This is a genomic window from Flavobacterium ardleyense (assembly GCF_042686085.1).
Taxonomy (GTDB): Bacteria; Bacteroidota; Bacteroidia; order Flavobacteriales; family Flavobacteriaceae; genus Flavobacterium; species Flavobacterium ardleyense.
Genome location: NZ_JBHUOL010000012.1, coordinates 319702 through 336829, shown reverse-complemented (window position 1 = coordinate 336829; position 17128 = coordinate 319702). Strand labels below are relative to the sequence as shown.

The 17128-nt window shown below is 32.5% G+C and carries 19 protein-coding genes; 6 read left to right on the top strand and 13 right to left on the bottom strand.

Features of this window, described 5'->3' with window-relative positions; translation table 11 throughout:
* Nucleotides 1-35: 35 nt before the first annotated feature.
* The 13 genes from ACFSX9_RS07230 to ACFSX9_RS07170 form a co-directional block, all read right to left on the bottom strand.
* Nucleotides 36-734: a GLPGLI family protein gene (locus tag ACFSX9_RS07230; protein WP_379806135.1), complete on the bottom strand. Its 699-nt coding sequence runs from the start codon at nt 732-734 to the stop codon at nt 36-38.
* 58 nt (nt 735-792) lie between these two features.
* Nucleotides 793-1050 (bottom strand): hypothetical protein, encoded by a 258-nt coding sequence (locus tag ACFSX9_RS07225; protein ID WP_379806133.1) that lies wholly within the window; start codon nt 1048-1050, stop codon nt 793-795.
* A gap of 377 nt (nt 1051-1427) precedes the next feature.
* Nucleotides 1428-2144, bottom strand: coding sequence for a GLPGLI family protein (locus ACFSX9_RS07220; RefSeq protein WP_379806131.1), 717 nt, complete (start codon nt 2142-2144; stop codon nt 1428-1430).
* A 79-nt stretch (nt 2145-2223) separates the two neighbouring features.
* Nucleotides 2224-2415, bottom strand: coding sequence for a hypothetical protein (locus ACFSX9_RS07215; protein ID WP_379806129.1), 192 nt, complete (start codon nt 2413-2415; stop codon nt 2224-2226).
* 322 nt (nt 2416-2737) lie between these two features.
* Nucleotides 2738-3430, bottom strand: a complete 693-nt coding sequence (locus ACFSX9_RS07210; protein WP_379806127.1) for a GLPGLI family protein — start codon at nt 3428-3430, stop codon at nt 2738-2740.
* A 95-nt stretch (nt 3431-3525) separates the two neighbouring features.
* Nucleotides 3526-4236 carry a GLPGLI family protein gene (locus tag ACFSX9_RS07205; protein WP_379806125.1) on the bottom strand — a complete coding sequence of 237 codons (711 nt, stop codon included), beginning with the start codon at nt 4234-4236 and terminating at the stop codon, nt 3526-3528.
* 3 nt (nt 4237-4239) lie between these two features.
* Nucleotides 4240-4989 (bottom strand): GLPGLI family protein, encoded by a 750-nt coding sequence (locus ACFSX9_RS07200; RefSeq protein WP_379806123.1) that lies wholly within the window; start codon nt 4987-4989, stop codon nt 4240-4242.
* 64 nt (nt 4990-5053) lie between these two features.
* Nucleotides 5054-5899, bottom strand: a complete 846-nt coding sequence (locus ACFSX9_RS07195; RefSeq protein WP_379806121.1) for an OmpA family protein — start codon at nt 5897-5899, stop codon at nt 5054-5056.
* Nucleotide 5900: 1 nt separating this feature from the next.
* Nucleotides 5901-7535 (bottom strand): S41 family peptidase, encoded by a 1635-nt coding sequence (locus ACFSX9_RS07190; RefSeq protein ID WP_379806119.1) that lies wholly within the window; start codon nt 7533-7535, stop codon nt 5901-5903.
* Nucleotides 7536-7608: 73 nt separating this feature from the next.
* Entirely contained in the window at nt 7609-7980 is a 372-nt protein-coding gene (rnpA, locus tag ACFSX9_RS07185; RefSeq protein ID WP_379806117.1) for a ribonuclease P protein component, read from the bottom strand.
* Between the two features lie 51 nt (nt 7981-8031).
* Nucleotides 8032-9903 (bottom strand): M1 family metallopeptidase, encoded by a 1872-nt coding sequence (locus tag ACFSX9_RS07180; protein ID WP_379806115.1) that lies wholly within the window; start codon nt 9901-9903, stop codon nt 8032-8034.
* 77 nt (nt 9904-9980) lie between these two features.
* Nucleotides 9981-11576, bottom strand: a complete 1596-nt coding sequence (locus ACFSX9_RS07175; RefSeq protein WP_379806113.1) for a S8 family peptidase — start codon at nt 11574-11576, stop codon at nt 9981-9983.
* Between the two features lie 71 nt (nt 11577-11647).
* A complete protein-coding gene (locus ACFSX9_RS07170) occupies nt 11648-12508 on the bottom strand; it encodes an MBL fold metallo-hydrolase (RefSeq protein WP_379806111.1) in 861 nt (286 codons plus the stop codon).
* 142 nt (nt 12509-12650) lie between these two features.
* Between ACFSX9_RS07170 and ACFSX9_RS07165 the strand changes: the two genes are divergently transcribed.
* The 6 genes from ACFSX9_RS07165 (at nt 12651) to sufD (ending at nt 17127) form a co-directional block, all read left to right on the top strand.
* On the top strand, nt 12651-12980 hold the full coding sequence (locus ACFSX9_RS07165; protein ID WP_379806109.1) for a HesB/IscA family protein: 330 nt from the start codon (nt 12651-12653) through the stop codon (nt 12978-12980).
* A 52-nt stretch (nt 12981-13032) separates the two neighbouring features.
* Entirely contained in the window at nt 13033-14481 is a 1449-nt protein-coding gene (gene sufB / locus ACFSX9_RS07160) for a Fe-S cluster assembly protein SufB (RefSeq protein ID WP_379806107.1), read from the top strand.
* A 40-nt stretch (nt 14482-14521) separates the two neighbouring features.
* The gene (locus tag ACFSX9_RS07155; RefSeq protein ID WP_379806105.1) at nt 14522-14728 is read left to right on the top strand and encodes a DUF2683 family protein; all 207 of its coding nucleotides are present in this window, start codon (nt 14522-14524) and stop codon (nt 14726-14728) included.
* Nucleotides 14719-14991: a Txe/YoeB family addiction module toxin gene (locus tag ACFSX9_RS07150; protein WP_379806103.1), complete on the top strand. Its 273-nt coding sequence runs from the start codon at nt 14719-14721 to the stop codon at nt 14989-14991. The genes ACFSX9_RS07155 and ACFSX9_RS07150 overlap by 10 nt, the downstream gene beginning before the upstream one ends.
* 1 nt (nt 14992) lies before the next feature.
* Nucleotides 14993-15742 carry a Fe-S cluster assembly ATPase SufC gene (gene sufC / locus ACFSX9_RS07145; RefSeq protein ID WP_379806101.1) on the top strand — a complete coding sequence of 250 codons (750 nt, stop codon included), beginning with the start codon at nt 14993-14995 and terminating at the stop codon, nt 15740-15742.
* Between the two features lie 68 nt (nt 15743-15810).
* Nucleotides 15811-17127: a Fe-S cluster assembly protein SufD gene (gene sufD, locus ACFSX9_RS07140; RefSeq protein ID WP_379806099.1), complete on the top strand. Its 1317-nt coding sequence runs from the start codon at nt 15811-15813 to the stop codon at nt 17125-17127.
* The last annotated feature ends 1 nt before the right edge of the window (nt 17128 follow it).

Below are 17128 nucleotides of genomic sequence, written 5' to 3'. Positions count from 1 at the left end.
TTGTTAAAAAACAAATAAATAATTTCTATTAAAACTTAATTAGTTCCAAATTCGTCTTCCTCCCATTTTCTCCATAAGTCTAAGTACTCCTTTTCAGAAATTACTTTATTAGTTAGTTTAAAATCAATTTTTTCGTCGGAATTTAGAACAATCTTCTTCGCTTTATAAACATTTGAGGCGTGCTGAAATATTAATATAGCACCTGGCAAGCTACCTGTACCGTTTGGACCAAAATTAGTTGGAATACTTGGTGCAAACCAAACAATGTCTGTAAATATTTTTTCAGAACTATTTGTGTAAGAAGATGTAGCTTTGTAGCATTTGTATCCATTTACTCTAATTGTGTCGTTATGAACAATCCAATTTTTATTTATTTCGTTTTTGACTAAATAAGTTAGTTCTTTTAAAAGACTTTTTTCTCCAAATGCGTAGGTATTTCCCGCAAAATAATACATAGGTTTTTCTAAACCTGAAAAACTGATTGCTTGAGCTATTTGTTCTGTTCTAATAGCATTGGTCTCAGGGATATAAAACTTTGAAATAGTATCATTAAATACGAGATTAAAACTTATGAGTTTTAAGGATTCATTAAGTTGATTATAAAGATCAATTTTAGTTGGATTGATAGTTTTCTCCTTATCCATAATAATTTCTAAAGAATATTCGATTTTAGTAGTTTGACCGTGAGATAAATAGAAAGAGAACAGAAAAAATGGTATTAAAATTTTATACATAATTTGTTTTTAAAGGTGCTGAAATAAAATTCAGCATCGAATATAAGAAGTGAATTAATTATAGCGTATTAAAAGCATCTATTTTCAGCTGTTGCCTTTCGTTATAATTTCTTCTTCCACAATCATAATATGCTGTCCTAGCTAATAATGTTGCTTCTTTATCTGTTTTTCCCACTGAAATCCAACATGCTTTTTCAGATACATATGTTGCACTACAATTCTCTTCCAATAGTAAGATTTCTTTTACTTTTTCTTTAGCCATACCAGCGAAAGAAAATGCCATAAGTGCTACTGCACTAAAAATAAATTTTTTCATTTTGTTTGATCTCTTAAAATTAATAAATTGTTTGTTATTACAATTGCAATATATTTAGCTCATTATTGTTACAGATTTTCTATACATTTTTAATTATTTTCATTGTGTTTGCTGGCTTTTGCTTTTAAAAATGTGTTTTAGTAATAATACACATGCCGATTATGTAAACTTTTAAATCGAAAGTAGTAGATTTTGTCAGCGAGTTCTTTAAGATTGCTTGCAAATTTTGTCATAAAAACAATAGTAAGAATAATGGGTTTGGTACTGATTTACACTTATTCTACATTCAGCGAATTTTCAAAGCATAAAATTTTATGACTAATTTTTCTATTTTGAATAGATTTTTCTTTAATTCTCGCTATTCTTTTTTTTGGATGCTAATCTGTTTCTCTTGTTATATTTTGTCTCTTAATTATTTGTTGGTCAGTCAGGTCTTCACCTTCAATAGGTTTTTTTATTTGTAACTTTTTATCAAAAAATTCGATTTTTTCTACAATATATCCTACTTTTTTTTCAGTTAGTTCTAAAATCATTCCAGGAAGTCCGCTATAGCGTATAGGGCCATAGTTAAAAGGAATAGAAGGACAATACCAAGCGACAACTTTCCAGGGAAATTCATTCCCTTTCCATTTTTGGATGTACGTGTAATTAGCTTTATAGCACAAATAACCATTAATTATTTTCGTTTCATTTTTTAGTTCCCAGTGAATAAAATTTGATTCTTTTTTCTTTAAAATTACTCCAAAAGTGTAATAAAGCTGTTCTATCAATTCATTAGTTGTTTTGTTTATATAAAATTTGTCATATCCATAAAATAATCCTGTAACGTATTTTTTTGTTGCTATTTCCTCAGCATCAGAAATCATACTTTCAGACAAGTAAAACAAAGATTCATCTTGGTTAAAATCTAATGAAAAACGTAACATTTTTGCCATCATTTCTTCATCAAGTTTTTCTTGATATAGCATTCTATTATTTGTCTTTAATTCTTCTGTTGCTTCGGATTCAGAAAAAAAGGATTTATATGTTACTCTACCACTATATTGAGCAAATGAAAATGTTATTGAAGAAAAAAAGATTATAATTATTTTCATATTTTTATAATTTTAAGCTATCCTAGGGTAGTTTTTTTGTTGTTAATTTATACGTGGTGTTTTCTTTTTTATCAGATTCCTAAAATTCTGCTTTACAATCATTTGATGTGCTGCAAGCATCTACATTTTTCATCCATTTTTGATTTGTCCTATCGCTACGATCGTCTAAAGAATCTGCATGAGCGTAACAATTGCCGCAATTTGAAAGTTCTTCAAGTTCAACGTTTTTTTCTTTAACCTCATTCGCTATTCCTGCGAAAGAAAATACCATAAGCGCTACTGCGCTAATAATACATTTTTTGATTTTGTTTATTTTTAAAATTAATAAACTGTTTGTTATAACAATTGCAATATGAAATATATTTAGCTCATTACTGTTACAGATTTTCTATACATTTTCAATTATTATCATCGTGTTTGCTGGCTTTTTGCTTTTAAAAATGTGTTTTAGTAATAATACACATGCCGATTATGTAAACTTTTAAATCGAAAGTATTAGATTTTGTTAGCGACTTTTTAAGATTGCTAATTAGGTTTGCGAGAAAGAGAACAATGGGAATAATAGTAGCATTAGATATTTCGGCATTTAAAAATTAAAAACTTGGAGGTGTAGAAATAATATTTATATATTCTTCCTCAGTTACAACTTTTCCTTTAGTTGGTTTTTCGATTTTCTTATTTTCTTTGCTCAAAGATATTTTTGTTGCACCCCATTTAACGTTGTTGACTTGAAGTTCCAAAATTAAACCAGGTAATCCATTATAGCCTTTGGGGCCATAACTAAAAGGGATACTTGGACAGTACCAAGCGATTATTGGATGTGTAAAAGTGCCTACTGAATTGTTTAAAACCTTGACTGAAGTAGCTTTATAACAAACGTAATTATCTATGATTTTTGTTTCTTCAGAAAATTCCCATTTTGTTTCATCACTGTAATTTATAATAAATTGTCCCCTATAATTATCTATTTGTTTTATTTTGTCCGCAGAATTTTTAAGCGTATAATAGCTCCCTTGTGCACCAGCGAATACTTCGGCGAGTCTAGTGTTTTTAGTATCTAGTGACTCTTTTTTTTTAAAAAACGAAGCGTTGTCATTAAATACTAAATCAAAGCTTATAAGTTTAGCTCCTTCTGTAGCACTTTCTAAAATTAATTTAATATTATCATTACTTTCTAATTTTTCATCAGGGCCAATTATGAGATTATACTCAATCGTTCCAGAGTTATATTGTGAGAAAGATGCCAATGATTGCGCTAATATAAAAAGGAATATAATTTTTTTCATTTTATTATTATTTGATGTTATACAATTTATTTTCTTCTGGTATTTTTTTTAGAGTATAGAGTAATACTAGAATCAAGTATTTTTGAATTTAAATTTTAAAAAGTTGGAGATCCTTTAATAACAATGTTTTTGTATTCTTCCTCAGTTACAACCTTTCCTTTAGTGGGTTCGTCAATTATTTTATTTTCTGTGCTCAAAGATATTTTTGTTGCACCCCATTTAATGTGACGCACTTGAAGTTCTAAAATTAAGCCGGGCAAGCCAGTATATCCTTTCGGTCCATAACTAAAAGGAATACTTGGGCAGTACCAAGCAATTACTGGATGTGTAAAAGTGCTCTTTGAATTAATTACAATTTGTGTTGAAATAGCTTTATAACAAATGTAATTATCTATAATTTTTGTTTCTTCAGAAAGTTCCCACTTTGTTTCATCGTTGTATTTTATAACAAAATGTCCCGTATAATTATCTATTTGTTTAATTTTTTCAATTCCATTTTTAATATTGTAATAGCAGTCTTTTGCTCCAGACATTGCTTCTGCGTATCCGGTATTTTCGTTTTCTAAGGATTCTTTTTTCTTAAAAAATGAGGATTCGTTATTAAAAACTAAATCAAAACTTATAAGTTTTGCACCTTCTATAGCACTTTCTAAAACGAACTTAAATTTTTCATCATTGGCTAGTTTTTCATCATGACCAATTACAAGATTATATTCAATCCTTCCCGATTTATATTGTGAAAAGACTAAAAATGATTGTACTAATAGAAAAAAGAGAATAATGTGTTTCATATGATATCTTTTCATAAATTATCTTTTCAATTGCGTTTTACCACGTTCAATTTCTTGTTTATTTTCTTCCTGAAATTTATTTCTATCATCGGTTTGGTCGTACATTTTATTACTGTAAGCATCAAATGAGACTGTCTTGTTCGTTTTTGGCTTTTGAATGTCTCGGTTGGCTTTACTCGTATGTGTTGCATAAAATATTTTCTTTCCATCAAAAGATCCTTCTAAAACCAAACCTGGTAAACCATCTAAGCCTACTGGTCCATAGGATGTTGGAATTTCATAAGTAAACCAAGCAAAAGGCTGAAAGGTTTCTTTAATAATTCCGTTGTGTTTTCGTTCTTTTCTGGTTGTGGCTTTGTAACATTTAAATCCTGAAATTTCTTTGGTTTCATTCGGATCAATTTCCCAAGTATATTCGTTAAAATCGGTTACAACATTATAAATTATTCCTTCGTCATCTACCGTCATTAATTTTTCTTGCTTCAAATTATCTTTATAATATTTGATGTGTCCGCCATAAATAACTTTTATGATTTTCGAATCGATAATGTTTTCTTTTTCATCTAGCTTATCCACTAATTGAAACAGACTTTTATCAGCATCATAAAGCAATTCAAATTCTAGGTTCTCAGAATTGAAACGCTGACTACTTTTACCATTCATTTCCACAATTTTGTAATTAACGATGTTAATATTGTTAGTTTGTGATATTGAAATTGAGCTAAAACTCAAAGCAAGTATAGCAATAATGGGTGTAATTTTTTTCATACATAGGAAATAGAAGGCTAATGTTTAAAACGCTAATATACTATAAAAACTATGAGATAATAAACTATTTCTTCTTAACCGGAGCTTCGTTTTTAGTAATCAAAAGCTCTACTCTTCGGTCTAAAGAACTTGTTTTTTTCAACGATTGTGTGTTGCCATATCCCTTAAAAGTCATGCGTGATTTGCTTATTTGCTTCAATAAGAGGTATTTATAAACTCGCTTTGCCCTGTTGATTGAAAGTTCTCGTTTTTTAGTATCTCGGTCAACCGCTTCTTTCTGAAATGTAGGCGTGCAACAAACGTGTCCTTGAATCTCAAAATGGATGTTTTTGTTTTTATGCAATTGGACAGCAATGCGGTCCAGTTCTTTTTTAGCTTCATTAGTCAAAATACTACTACCGCGTTCAAAAAGCACTTTATCTAAGTAAATTCTATCGCCTATTATTGCTTCGCTATGTACGGAATTATAAACACCCGGAATCTTTAAGTCCTCAATTTCAATAGGCTTTAGGTTTATAACTACATCAACACGTCGGTTTTTAGAACGGGCTTCTGGCACATTGGTTTGCATATCTTCATCTAGCATAATACGGCCTTTTCCTTGTAGCGAGATGATGATTTTACTCCTAATTCCTTTCTCAACTAATTTATCTTTGACAGCATTTGCTCTATTTGTCGAAAGCACGAAGTTATATTCGTCTTTACCACGATCATCACAATAGCCATAAATTTCAACAGAAGCAATGCGCGAAGTATCTATTTTACTAACGAATTCCACAACAGCATCCGCTTGCAAGTCTTTTAAAATATACTTGTCAAAATCAAAAAATAAGGAATGGATTTCTTCCCCTTCTTGCGCAAAAGTAAGGCTGGTTAAAACGATACATAGAAGGGAAATAAAGGGTTTCATTTTATTTTTTTAAAACCGTTTTATACTCAGTGAAGTTATTTAAAAGTGCAATTGCTTTTTCAATCTCAATATTGTTTTTTGTATAAAAATCATATAACCCTTCGCGATATTGATAGCGAATAATCAATTCTTCTTGAAGTAATTTTTTAATTTGATTTTTGTTAGCTTCTAATTCAATTTCTTGATTGCGATCCAAGGCTTTCTCTAATTGTTTGTATTCAGTGGCAATCTGTGTGTCGATATGCTCCTTTTTAGCACTTTCTAAGACATTTTTCAAGGCCTTGTTAGTTTCTGTGTCTAAACTAATTTTCTCTTGTTTTAAGTACGATTTAAAATTGGCAAAATCAGCATCAGAAACCGCTGGAATTCCTGCTGCATTCGGATTTTTATAATAGAGTTGGGTTGCAAAGTTAAAAACGATGTCTTTTTGCACTACGGCATCGGTGATGTTTGCGGTTTTACTTTCTTGGATTTCTACGTCTGGCAGAACACCGCCGCCATCATAAACGGTTCTCCCTATTTTTGTTTTAAATGCATTGAATTCGCTTTGTGCTTTTTTAATTGCTTTACCATTTTCGTCTTTTTTAGCATAGTCTAGAGCTTGAATACATCTTCCAGAAGGGGTATAATATCTAGAAATAGTTACTTTTACTTGCGTACCATACGATAAATTAAGAGGTCGTTGTACTAATCCTTTTCCAAAACTTCTACTTCCCATAACTACACCACGGTCTAAATCTTGAATAGCGCCTGATACAATTTCAGATGCCGAAGCGCTTTTTCCATCCACAAGAACTACTAACGGAATTTCTAAATCAACGGGTTCGTTTTTAGTTTTATAAATGTGATTGTGTTTTGGGTTTTTAGATTTAGTGGTTACAATCAATTCGTCTTTTGGGACAAATAAATTACAAATATTTACAGCTTCATGCAATAAGCCACCTGGATTTCCTCTTAAATCCAATATGATTTTTGTAGCTCCTTGTTTTTTCAAATCTAATAAAGCAGTTTTGGTTTCGGCACTCGCTTTTTCCGTAAATTTTGTCAATACGATATAACCTACATTATCTTTCAAAAGAGAATAATAAGGAACCGCTTTGATTTCAACTTCATCTAAAATAATAGTGGCAGTTTGCACTTTTCCTTGACGGATAAATTTTATAATAATATTTGTGTTTTTAGCACCACGAAATAACTGAGAAGCATCTTCCGTATATTCTTTCAAATTGATATCACCAATTTGTGTAATTTCATCACCTGCTTTAAACCCGGCTTTATCGGCAGGAAATCCTTTGTAAATTTCTTTTAAAATTACCTTTCCATCTTTGCGTTGTACCATAGCACCAATTCCGGTGTATTCGCCAGTATTGTTGATTTTAAATTTCAGAACATCTTGTTCGTTGAAAAAAGTAGTGTAAGGATCCAATTCTTTCAACATACTTTTTATAGCATTGTCCATCATTTCACCCGGATTAGTTTCATCCACGTAATTCTGATTTACAGTTTTGAAAACGCCAGTAAAAATCTCTATTTGCTTCGCAATTTCAAAAAAATCGTTCTTGAAACTTACTCCAATAAATAGAAATGTAAGAGCTATAACGGGAATAATTATTTTTTTGCTGAAAAAACGGTTCATAAATTTACTTGTTGATTAATACTATGTTACGAAAGTAAATAATATTAAACAAAAAGGGAACTATTGTTCCAATTTACTTTGGTAAATCAATGAATTTTTGAAAAAGTTGTTTTGTTTTTAGTTCGATTTCTTCATACGAAAGGCGGTCTTTGGTTTGATAGAAAAACATCAAGGCATATTTCTTCTCGTTCTCTTCTAATAAAATAGCTTTATTCAAACGATAAGTTTCACGAAGAATGCGTTTGAAATAATTTCTATCTACTGCTTTTTTGAAGTATTTTTTAGAGACCGAAACGCCCATTTTTATTACTTCGGCATTGGGTTCAGTGTTTTCCACATAGACCAATCGCAACGGATATTTTGAAACCGATTTGCCTTCAGAAAAGAGCGAATCAATAGTGGTTTTGCTTTTTAATTTTTCGTGATTGGGATAAGTAAAATTCATGCTGCAAAGGTATAAAAAAAGCCGACTCTGAGAATCGGCTTTTAAAAATAATTATTTAGAATAGGTGTTGTCTTCTCTATTCACATCGGCCATCAAACCACTTGGATCAATAACAATCGATTTAATGTCTGATTTTGGTTTTCCAATTTCAAAAGTAAATGTTGGATGTGCCCAACCCCAATCTTTCAAAGTCGTACTTTTTACTTCTTTGTATGGATTTGGTTTTTCCCATCGCATCATTGTGTGTGGCACATAGAATAATTCTTTAGATCCATCAGTATATTCTACCATAATATCTAAAGGCATCGGAATCCTTCCTTTACGTCCTAACACAACAGCAGTTTTCTTTTTATTTTCTGCTACACTTTTAATACTGTAATCAATTGTATTTGTTGTCAAGGTCCAGTCTACTAAATACCAATCTAAATTCGCACCCGAAACACGTTCAGCCGTTCTTTTGAAGTCATTTGGTGTTGGATGAGTAAATTTGAAATCTTGATAATAACGTTTGATGGTTTTATCCAAGTTTTCTTGTCCAATGATATAACCTAATTGTGCTAAAAACACTTCTCCTTTACTATAAGCCGAGATTCCGTAAGCCATATTCAAATCATAACGATCAGAATGTGTTGATAAAGGTTGTTCTTTCCCAGATTTCGCTAAATAAATGTAATTTTTATAAGCATCTTCAAATGTGTTTTTTGGTGTTTTTGGAGGCAATACTTTGTCCATCGCTAAATCAGAAATATAAGATGTAAATCCTTCATCCATCCATTCGTGTTTGGTTTCGTTAGTCGCTAACACAAATTGAAACCAAGAATGTGCCATTTCGTGCGCGGTAACTCCAACTAAACTTCCAAACGAACGATTTCCAGTAATTAAAGTACTCATTCCATATTCCATTCCACCATCACCACCTTGAATTACTGAATATTGCTTATAAGGATAAGGTCCGATTTTCTCATTGAAGAAAGATAAAAGAGCAGCTGTTTTAGGTTGCATTTTTTTCCAATTTTCTAAATTATCTTCCTTGTTTTTGTAGAAGAAATGCAATTCCACTCCGTTTTCACCAATTAAAATATCGTGAACGTATTCATTATCCGCTCCCCAAGCAAAGTCGTGCACATTTGGTGCTACAAAATGCCAAGTTAAAGTTTTTGTTTTCTTCGGATGTTCCACTTTTACGCCTTCATCTTCATAACCGTGACCAATTTCGTTTTTATTCTGTAAATAACCAGTTCCACCGATTGTGTACTCTTTGTCTAAAGTGATTTTCACATCAAAATCGCCCCAAACACCGTGAAATTCTCTACCGATGTAAGGATCAGCTTGCCAACCTTCAAAATCATATTCACATAATTTTGGATACCATTGTGTCATTGATAAAGCTACGCCTTCTTCAGAAATACGTCCCGAACGACGAATTTGTAAAGGAACTTGTCCTTCAAAATCCAATGATAACGTAGTTTTTTGTTTTGGTAAAATGGCTTTCGCTAAAGTAACTTCTAAAATTGTTCCCACTACTTTGGTTGTAGCTACAGCACCATCTTGTTTGAAGTTAGCGATATTTAAATAGCCAATTTCATTTGGTTTTAAAGTGCTAATTCTACTTTCTTTGATGTCTTTTCCTTCCTTTTTGAAGGTTCTCACCATTCTTTTGTCCGGATCGCTGATTGATTGTAAACGTGCGTCCATTTCGCTTCCCGGCTGAAAAGCATTGTTGAATAAATGATAATATACTTTTCGCAACGTGTCGTTAGAGTTGTTGGTGTAAACAATTTCTTGTTTTCCGGTATATTGGAATTTTTTCACGTCCATCTTCACATCCATCTTATAGTCAACGTGTTGTTGCCAATAACCTGGATTCGGATTGTTTTGCGCGAAGCCCATCGTAGTAATTAAAACAAAAAGTATTTTTTTCATATCAATTTTTTTAAAAGAAAAACCTACAAGAATTTTACAACCTGTAGGTTTTGGATTTATAGTAATCTGTGAAAATGTTATTTTTTCGACATTATTTCAGCTAAAATTAAAGCGTTGTAAGCATTAACAATTTTACCTGATTTAGATACATCGGCAAAGTTTGCTTTGTGCTTGTCTTCTCCAACTGTAACTGTGTTTTTTAAAGGCGTTCCACTTTCCATAATAATTTGTTTTACTTGTACGGCAGACAATTTAGGATAGTAAGAACGAATTAAGGTTGCTACTCCAGCCGCATTCGGTGAAGCCATTGATGTTCCAGCTAAATACTCATAAGTGTTTAAAGGAGTTGTAGCGTAAATTTTCTCACCTGGAGCAAAAACGTCTACATTATTTTTACCGTAATTTGAAAAACCAGCTACCATTTTCGTACCATAACTTGGAGAAAGTGCTCCAACCATTAATACATTATTAGTAAACTCAGGACTTCCGTCATATGTATCGTTTGGATATTTGTTGGTTACATCTAAGTCTTCAGAATCATTTCCAGCAGCAATAACAATCAAAACATCTTTAGAAGCAGCGTATTTCATAGCGTCTATAACCCATTCTTTGTTTTGAGAGAAATATTTTCCAAAAGAACCGTTGATTACTTTAGCTCCATTATCAACCGCATAGCGAATTCCTAATGCGATGTCTTTATCGTATTCATCACCATTTGGAACTGCTCTAATAGTCATGATTTCAGCATTGTTTGTAACACCATCACCACCTTTTTTATTGCCTCTAACTTGCGCAACAATTCCAGCTACATGCGTTCCATGCTTTGCATCTTTAGGATCAGATCCTATTACATTGTTATTTCCGTATTTTGTGTCCGTGATATCGTTTGGATTATCTCCAACAATAGAACGACCATCATACTCAACATTCAAATTGTAGTTTAATTGACCATAAACATAATCCTTATATCCTTCAATTTCTTTTTCAAACTCAGCTTTTGTTGCAGTACTCAAAATTTGAGTAAGCAATGTTTTCGCCTGATTAAGACCTGTATCTTCCGTTTTAATTGCCTTTACTTCTTCTAAAGAATAGTTGCTCTTCTTAAAATGATTTGTTAGCGTTTTGTCAGCATTTAAAATAAAATCTACTTGCTGTTTTTTAGGTTGCATTGCTGCTATTTCTTCGTCTAACTTTGCTTTTGCTCTGTCATAATCTGGGGTTCCAGGACCTTTTTTAACAATACGAGTCATTTCTAACTGCTCATTATTACTTTCTCCTAAGAAATTCCAACCGTGCACATCGTCAATAAATCCGTTGTTGTCATCATCAATTCCATTTCCAGGAATTTCCTTTTTATTGGTCCAGATAACTCCTTTTAAATCTTCGTGATTAATATCTACGCCAGAATCTACGATTCCTACAATTACTTTAATTCCTTTTTTTCCTTTCAGTAGTTCCTTATAAGCTTTATCAACACTCATTCCAGGAACAGTGTCTTTTACTAAATCTAAGTGACTCCAACGTTGTAAGTCTGTTTCAGCTAAAGGGGTAATTTTTAGAGGTAAGTTGTCAATGTTTTCAACCTGAGTTGAAACCATTTTTTGTGTTCCACAACTAGCAAGTGCGAATGCAAAAGCTAAGCTTAAATAAAGTGGTCTGAAATTTTTTTTCATGATTACAATTAATTTTCTATTTATAAGTCGGATGGATTTCTATTTGTTACAACTATATTGTCTTTTTAACTTTATTTTAAAACATCGGCACAAGTAAAAACTTCCTTTAACCTTACACCTTTTTCTGTTTTTTCGACCGTGATGATTTCGTTATGCGCATCGTGCTCTAAAAAAAGATAATAGTTGTTTTCAGCGGCGGTGTTCATGAATTTTGTTTTTTCGTCCATTGTTAAAAGTGGTCTTGTATCATAACCCATTACATATGGAATTGGAATATGACCAGAAGTTGCTAATAAGTCTGCACAAAAAACGATTGTTTTCCCGTTATAATTCAAATGTGGAATCATTTGTTTTTCGGTATGACCGTCGGCATAAAAAACATCAAATCCCATTTCGTCTGCAAATCCAAAATCGCCTTCTGGTCTATTAATGAAATTTAACTGACCACTTTCTTGCATCGGAATTAAATTCTCGTGTAAAAATGATGCCTTTTCTCTTGAATTCGGTTCGGTTGCCCATTTCCAATGATTCTCGTTTGTCCAGAATTTAGCATTTTTAAAAGCTACTTCAAAACCTGTTTTTCCGGCGTTCCAATTGACACTTCCACCACAATGGTCAAAATGCAAATGCGTCATAAAAACATCGGTAATATCATCTCTATGAAAGCCTGCGTTTTTAAGTGATTTATCTAAAGAATGTTCACCCCAAAGCGAATAATGTCCAAAAAACTTATCAGACTGCTTATTACCCATTCCTGTATCAATAAGCGTTAAACGATTTCCATCTTCAATTAGCAAACATCTTGCCGCAATATCAATTAGGTTGTTTTCATCAGCCGGATTGGTTCTGTTCCAAAGCGTCTTCGGAACAACGCCAAACATCGCACCACCGTCTAATTTAAAATTTCCTGCTTCTATAGGATGTAATTTCATTATAAATATATTTTCAGCTAAATTACAAAAAATCCTATAAACAGAAACTATGATTCTATAAGTTATAAATTTGTTAGCAACTTTTGTAAAAAGCAATTTATAACATATCTTTGTCGTTAATTTAGACAAAATCAAAATAAGGATGATAAAAGTTTCTGACACAGCAAGCAAGAAAATTATTGCTATGATGCAAGAAGATGGTTTTGATGCTTCCGTTGACTTCGTAAGGGTTGGTGTAAAAAGCGGCGGTTGTTCCGGATTGTCTTATGACTTGAAATTTGACAAAGGAATTGGTGAAAACGATAAGGTTTTTGAAGATAATAATGTAAAAATAGCCGTAGAAAAAAAATCGTTCTTGTACTTAGCAGGAACAATTTTAGAATTTTCGGGCGGTTTAAACGGAAAGGGATTTGTATTTAACAATCCAAATGCTTCCCGAACGTGTGGTTGCGGAGAGAGTTTCTCAATGTAAATGTTTAATAACCTGAAAAGTTAAAAACTCGGGTTAATTTGATTATAATACTATGGCAAAATATACAGAAGACGATTTAAAAGTCGAATTAGAAAATAAAGAGTACGAATACGGGTTTTATACCGAATTAGAGGCTGAAACTTTTCCAATTGGTTTGAATGAAGACGTGGTTCGTGCTATTTCTCAAAAGAAAGAAGAACCAGAATGGATGACCGAATGGCGATTAGAAGCCTTCAGAGCTTGGGAACTAATGGAAGAACCAGAATGGGCAAACGTTCATTATGAAAAACCGGATTTTCAAGCGATTTCTTATTATTCGGCACCAAAACAAGCGGATCCAAATAAGAAATTATCAGATGTTGACCCAGAACTTTTAGAGATGTATAAAAAGTTAGGTATTTCGGTGGACGAACAAAAGAAAATGAATAATGTGGCCATTGATATTGTAGTTGACTCGGTTTCAGTAGCAACGACATTCAAGAAAACATTAAACGAAAGAGGAATTATTTTCTGTCCTATTTCGGAAGCAATTAGAGAACATCCAGAATTAGTTAAAAAATATCTAGGAACAATCGTTCCACAAAAAGACAATTATTACGCAGCATTGAATTCGGCAGTATTTTCAGATGGAAGTTTCTGCTATATTCCTAAAGGTGTTCGTTGTCCGATGGAATTATCAACTTATTTCAGAATCAATCAAGGTGGAACGGGTCAGTTTGAACGCACACTTTTAATTGCAGATGAAGATAGTTATGTTTCATACTTAGAAGGTTGTACGGCTCCAAGTCGTGACGAAAATCAATTACACGCAGCGGTTGTTGAATTAATTGCGATGGAAGGTGCAGAAATTAAATATTCTACGGTTCAAAACTGGTATCCAGGAAACGCAGCCGGAAAAGGTGGAGTTTATAACTTCGTAACGAAAAGAGGATTGTGCGAGAAAAACGCAAAAATTTCTTGGACACAAGTAGAAACAGGATCTGCAGTAACTTGGAAATATCCTTCTTGTATTTTAAAAGGTGATAACTCAATAGGTGAATTTTACTCAATTGCAGTTACCAATAATTACCAACAAGCTGATACCGGAACAAAAATGATTCACTTAGGTAAAAACACTAGGTCAACCATTATTTCAAAAGGTATTTCAGCTGGAAAATCACAAAACAGTTATAGAGGTTTAGTACAAATTGGTGCTAGAGCAGAAAATGCACGTAACTTCTCACAGTGCGACTCATTATTAATGGGTAACAATTGTGGAGCACATACCTTCCCATACATCGAAAGTAAAAATGCTTCGGCGAAAATTGAACACGAAGCAACCACTTCAAAAATTGGTGAAGATCAAGTGTTTTATTGCAACCAACGTGGAATTCCAACCGAAAAAGCAATTGCCTTAATCGTAAACGGATTTAGTAAAGAAGTGTTGAATAAATTACCAATGGAATTTGCTGTAGAAGCACAGAAATTGTTAGAAATTTCGTTGGAAGGTTCAGTAGGATAATTTTTTTGTAAATTTGAAAGAACGATAAATTATAATAATTATGGATATAATTTTAAAAAACGTAAAGAAAAAAGATTATCCTGTGTTAAAATCACTGGCGAAATCACTTGGTTTTGAAATTGTTGAAAAACCAGAAAAACCATACAATCCCGAATTTGTAAAAGAAATTTTAGAGGCTCAGCAAAGCATTAAGGATGGAAAAGGGGTTAGAATGACAATGGACGAGTTGAAAGAATTATGCAAATAGATTTTTCCAATAAAGCGAAAGCAGATTTAGTTTTTTGGTTAAAATCGGGAAATAAGGGTATAGTGAAAAAAATATATGCTTTGATTGAAGACATTCAATTACATCCTTTTGAAGGAATTGGAAAACCAGAAGCATTAAAACACGATCTATCTGGAATTTGGTCGAGAAGAATTGACAAAGAACACAGATTGATTTATGAAATAACAGACGAGAACACAATACAAATCTTAAATATATTGTCATTAAAAGGACATTACAATTAATATGTTACAAATAAAAAACTTACACGCAAGTGTTGCCGATAAAGAAATATTAAAAGGATTAAACCTTGAAATTAAAGCGGGTGAAGTACACGCTATAATGGGACCAAACGGTGCCGGAAAAAGTACATTAGCATCAATCGTAGCTGGAAATGAAAATTACGACGTGAGCCAAGGAGAAATCTTTTTAGAAGGCGAAGAAATTTCTGAGTTAAAGCCAGAAGAAAGAGCACATAAAGGTGTCTTTTTATCATTCCAATATCCAGTTGAAATCCCAGGAGTTTCGGTAACAAACTTCATCAAAACAGCAATCAACGAAAAACGTAAGGCAAACAGTCAGGATGATATGCCGGCTAACGAAATGTTGAAATTGATCCGTGAAAAATCGGAAATGTTAGAAATGGATAGAAAATTTTTATCCCGTTCATTAAACGAAGGTTTTTCGGGTGGTGAAAAGAAACGTAATGAGATTTTCCAAATGGCGATGTTAGAACCAAAACTTGCTATTTTAGATGAAACAGATTCAGGTTTGGATATCGATGCACTTCGAATTGTTGCCAACGGAGTAAATTTATTAAAAAGTAAAAACAACGCGGTGTTAATTATTACGCATTACCAACGTTTGTTAGAATATATCGTTCCAGATTTTGTTCACGTTTTAATGGACGGAAAAATCGTGAAAAGTGGTGGAGCTGAATTAGCTTTAGAGTTAGAAGAAAAAGGATACGACTGGATTAAAAACGAGTTGGTTTAAACTGTTGTCAGTTCTCTGTTTTCCGGTATTTCCGGACAACTAATAACTAATAACCGATAACAATAATTATGGAATTAAGAGATAAAATGATTGCCTCGTTTATGGCTTTTGAAGAAAAGATTGATGCACATTCTGAACTTCACGATGTTAGAAGCGAAGCCATAAAAAACTTTGAAAATAAAGGTTTCCCTACTAAAAAAGAGGAATCTTGGAAATATACTTCACTAAATTCAATTTTAAAAAATGATTTTTCGGTTTTCCCGAAGAAAGAAAATGCAATTGAATTTAAAGAAGTTAAAAAATACTTTTTACACGAAATAGACACTTATAAAGTTGTTTTCATTGACGGAATTTTTAGTTCGTTCTTGTCTTCAACGACCCACGAAGGTTTGGATGTTTGTTTGATGGCTTCGGCCTTGACAAAACCAAAATACAAAATGATAATCGATACTTATTTCAATCAAATTGCTGATAAGGACGACAGTTTAACGTCTTTAAACACCGCATTTTCATTAGAAGGAGCTTATATTAACATTCCAAAAAGCAAAGTGGTTGAAAAACCAATTGAAATTATTTATTTCTCTACAGGAACGGAAGCTGCTTTAATGGTGCAACCTCGTAACTTGATTATCGTGGGTGAAAATGCACACGTTCAAATTATGGAACGCCACCAAAGCTTGAATTCGAATCCAGTTTTGACGAATTCAGTTACTGAAATTTTTGCTCAAAAACGTGCTATCGTTGATTATTATAAGATCCAAAACGATGTACAAACAGCGAATTTAATTGACAATACTTACATCGCTCAAAAGCAAGAAAGTAGAGTTATAGTTCATACGTTTTCATTTGGTGGAAATATTACAAGAAACAACTTAAACTTCTATCATCAAGGCGAACGAATTGATTCTACGATGAAGGGAATTACCATTATTGGCGATAAACAACACGTCGATCATCATACTTTAGTGCAGCATGCAACGCCAAATTGTGAAAGTCATCAGAATTATAAAACAATTTTAGATGGTCAATCAACAGGTGTTTTCAACGGGAAAATTTACGTGGAAAGAGAAGCACAAAAAACGGATGCTTTCCAACAAAATAATAACATTTTATTAGGCGATAAAGCTACAATCAACGCAAAACCACAATTGGAAATTTTTGCTGATGATGTAAAATGTTCACACGGTTGTACTATAGGGCAATTAGACGAAAATGCTATGTTCTATATGCAACAACGTGGAATTCCACAGAAAGAAGCGAAAGCGTTATTGATGTATGCTTTTACAAACGAGGTAACATCAAGCATTAAAATACCAGAATTAAGATCTAAAATCGCACGTATTATCGCTAATAAATTAGGCGTTAATATGGGATTTGATTTATAGA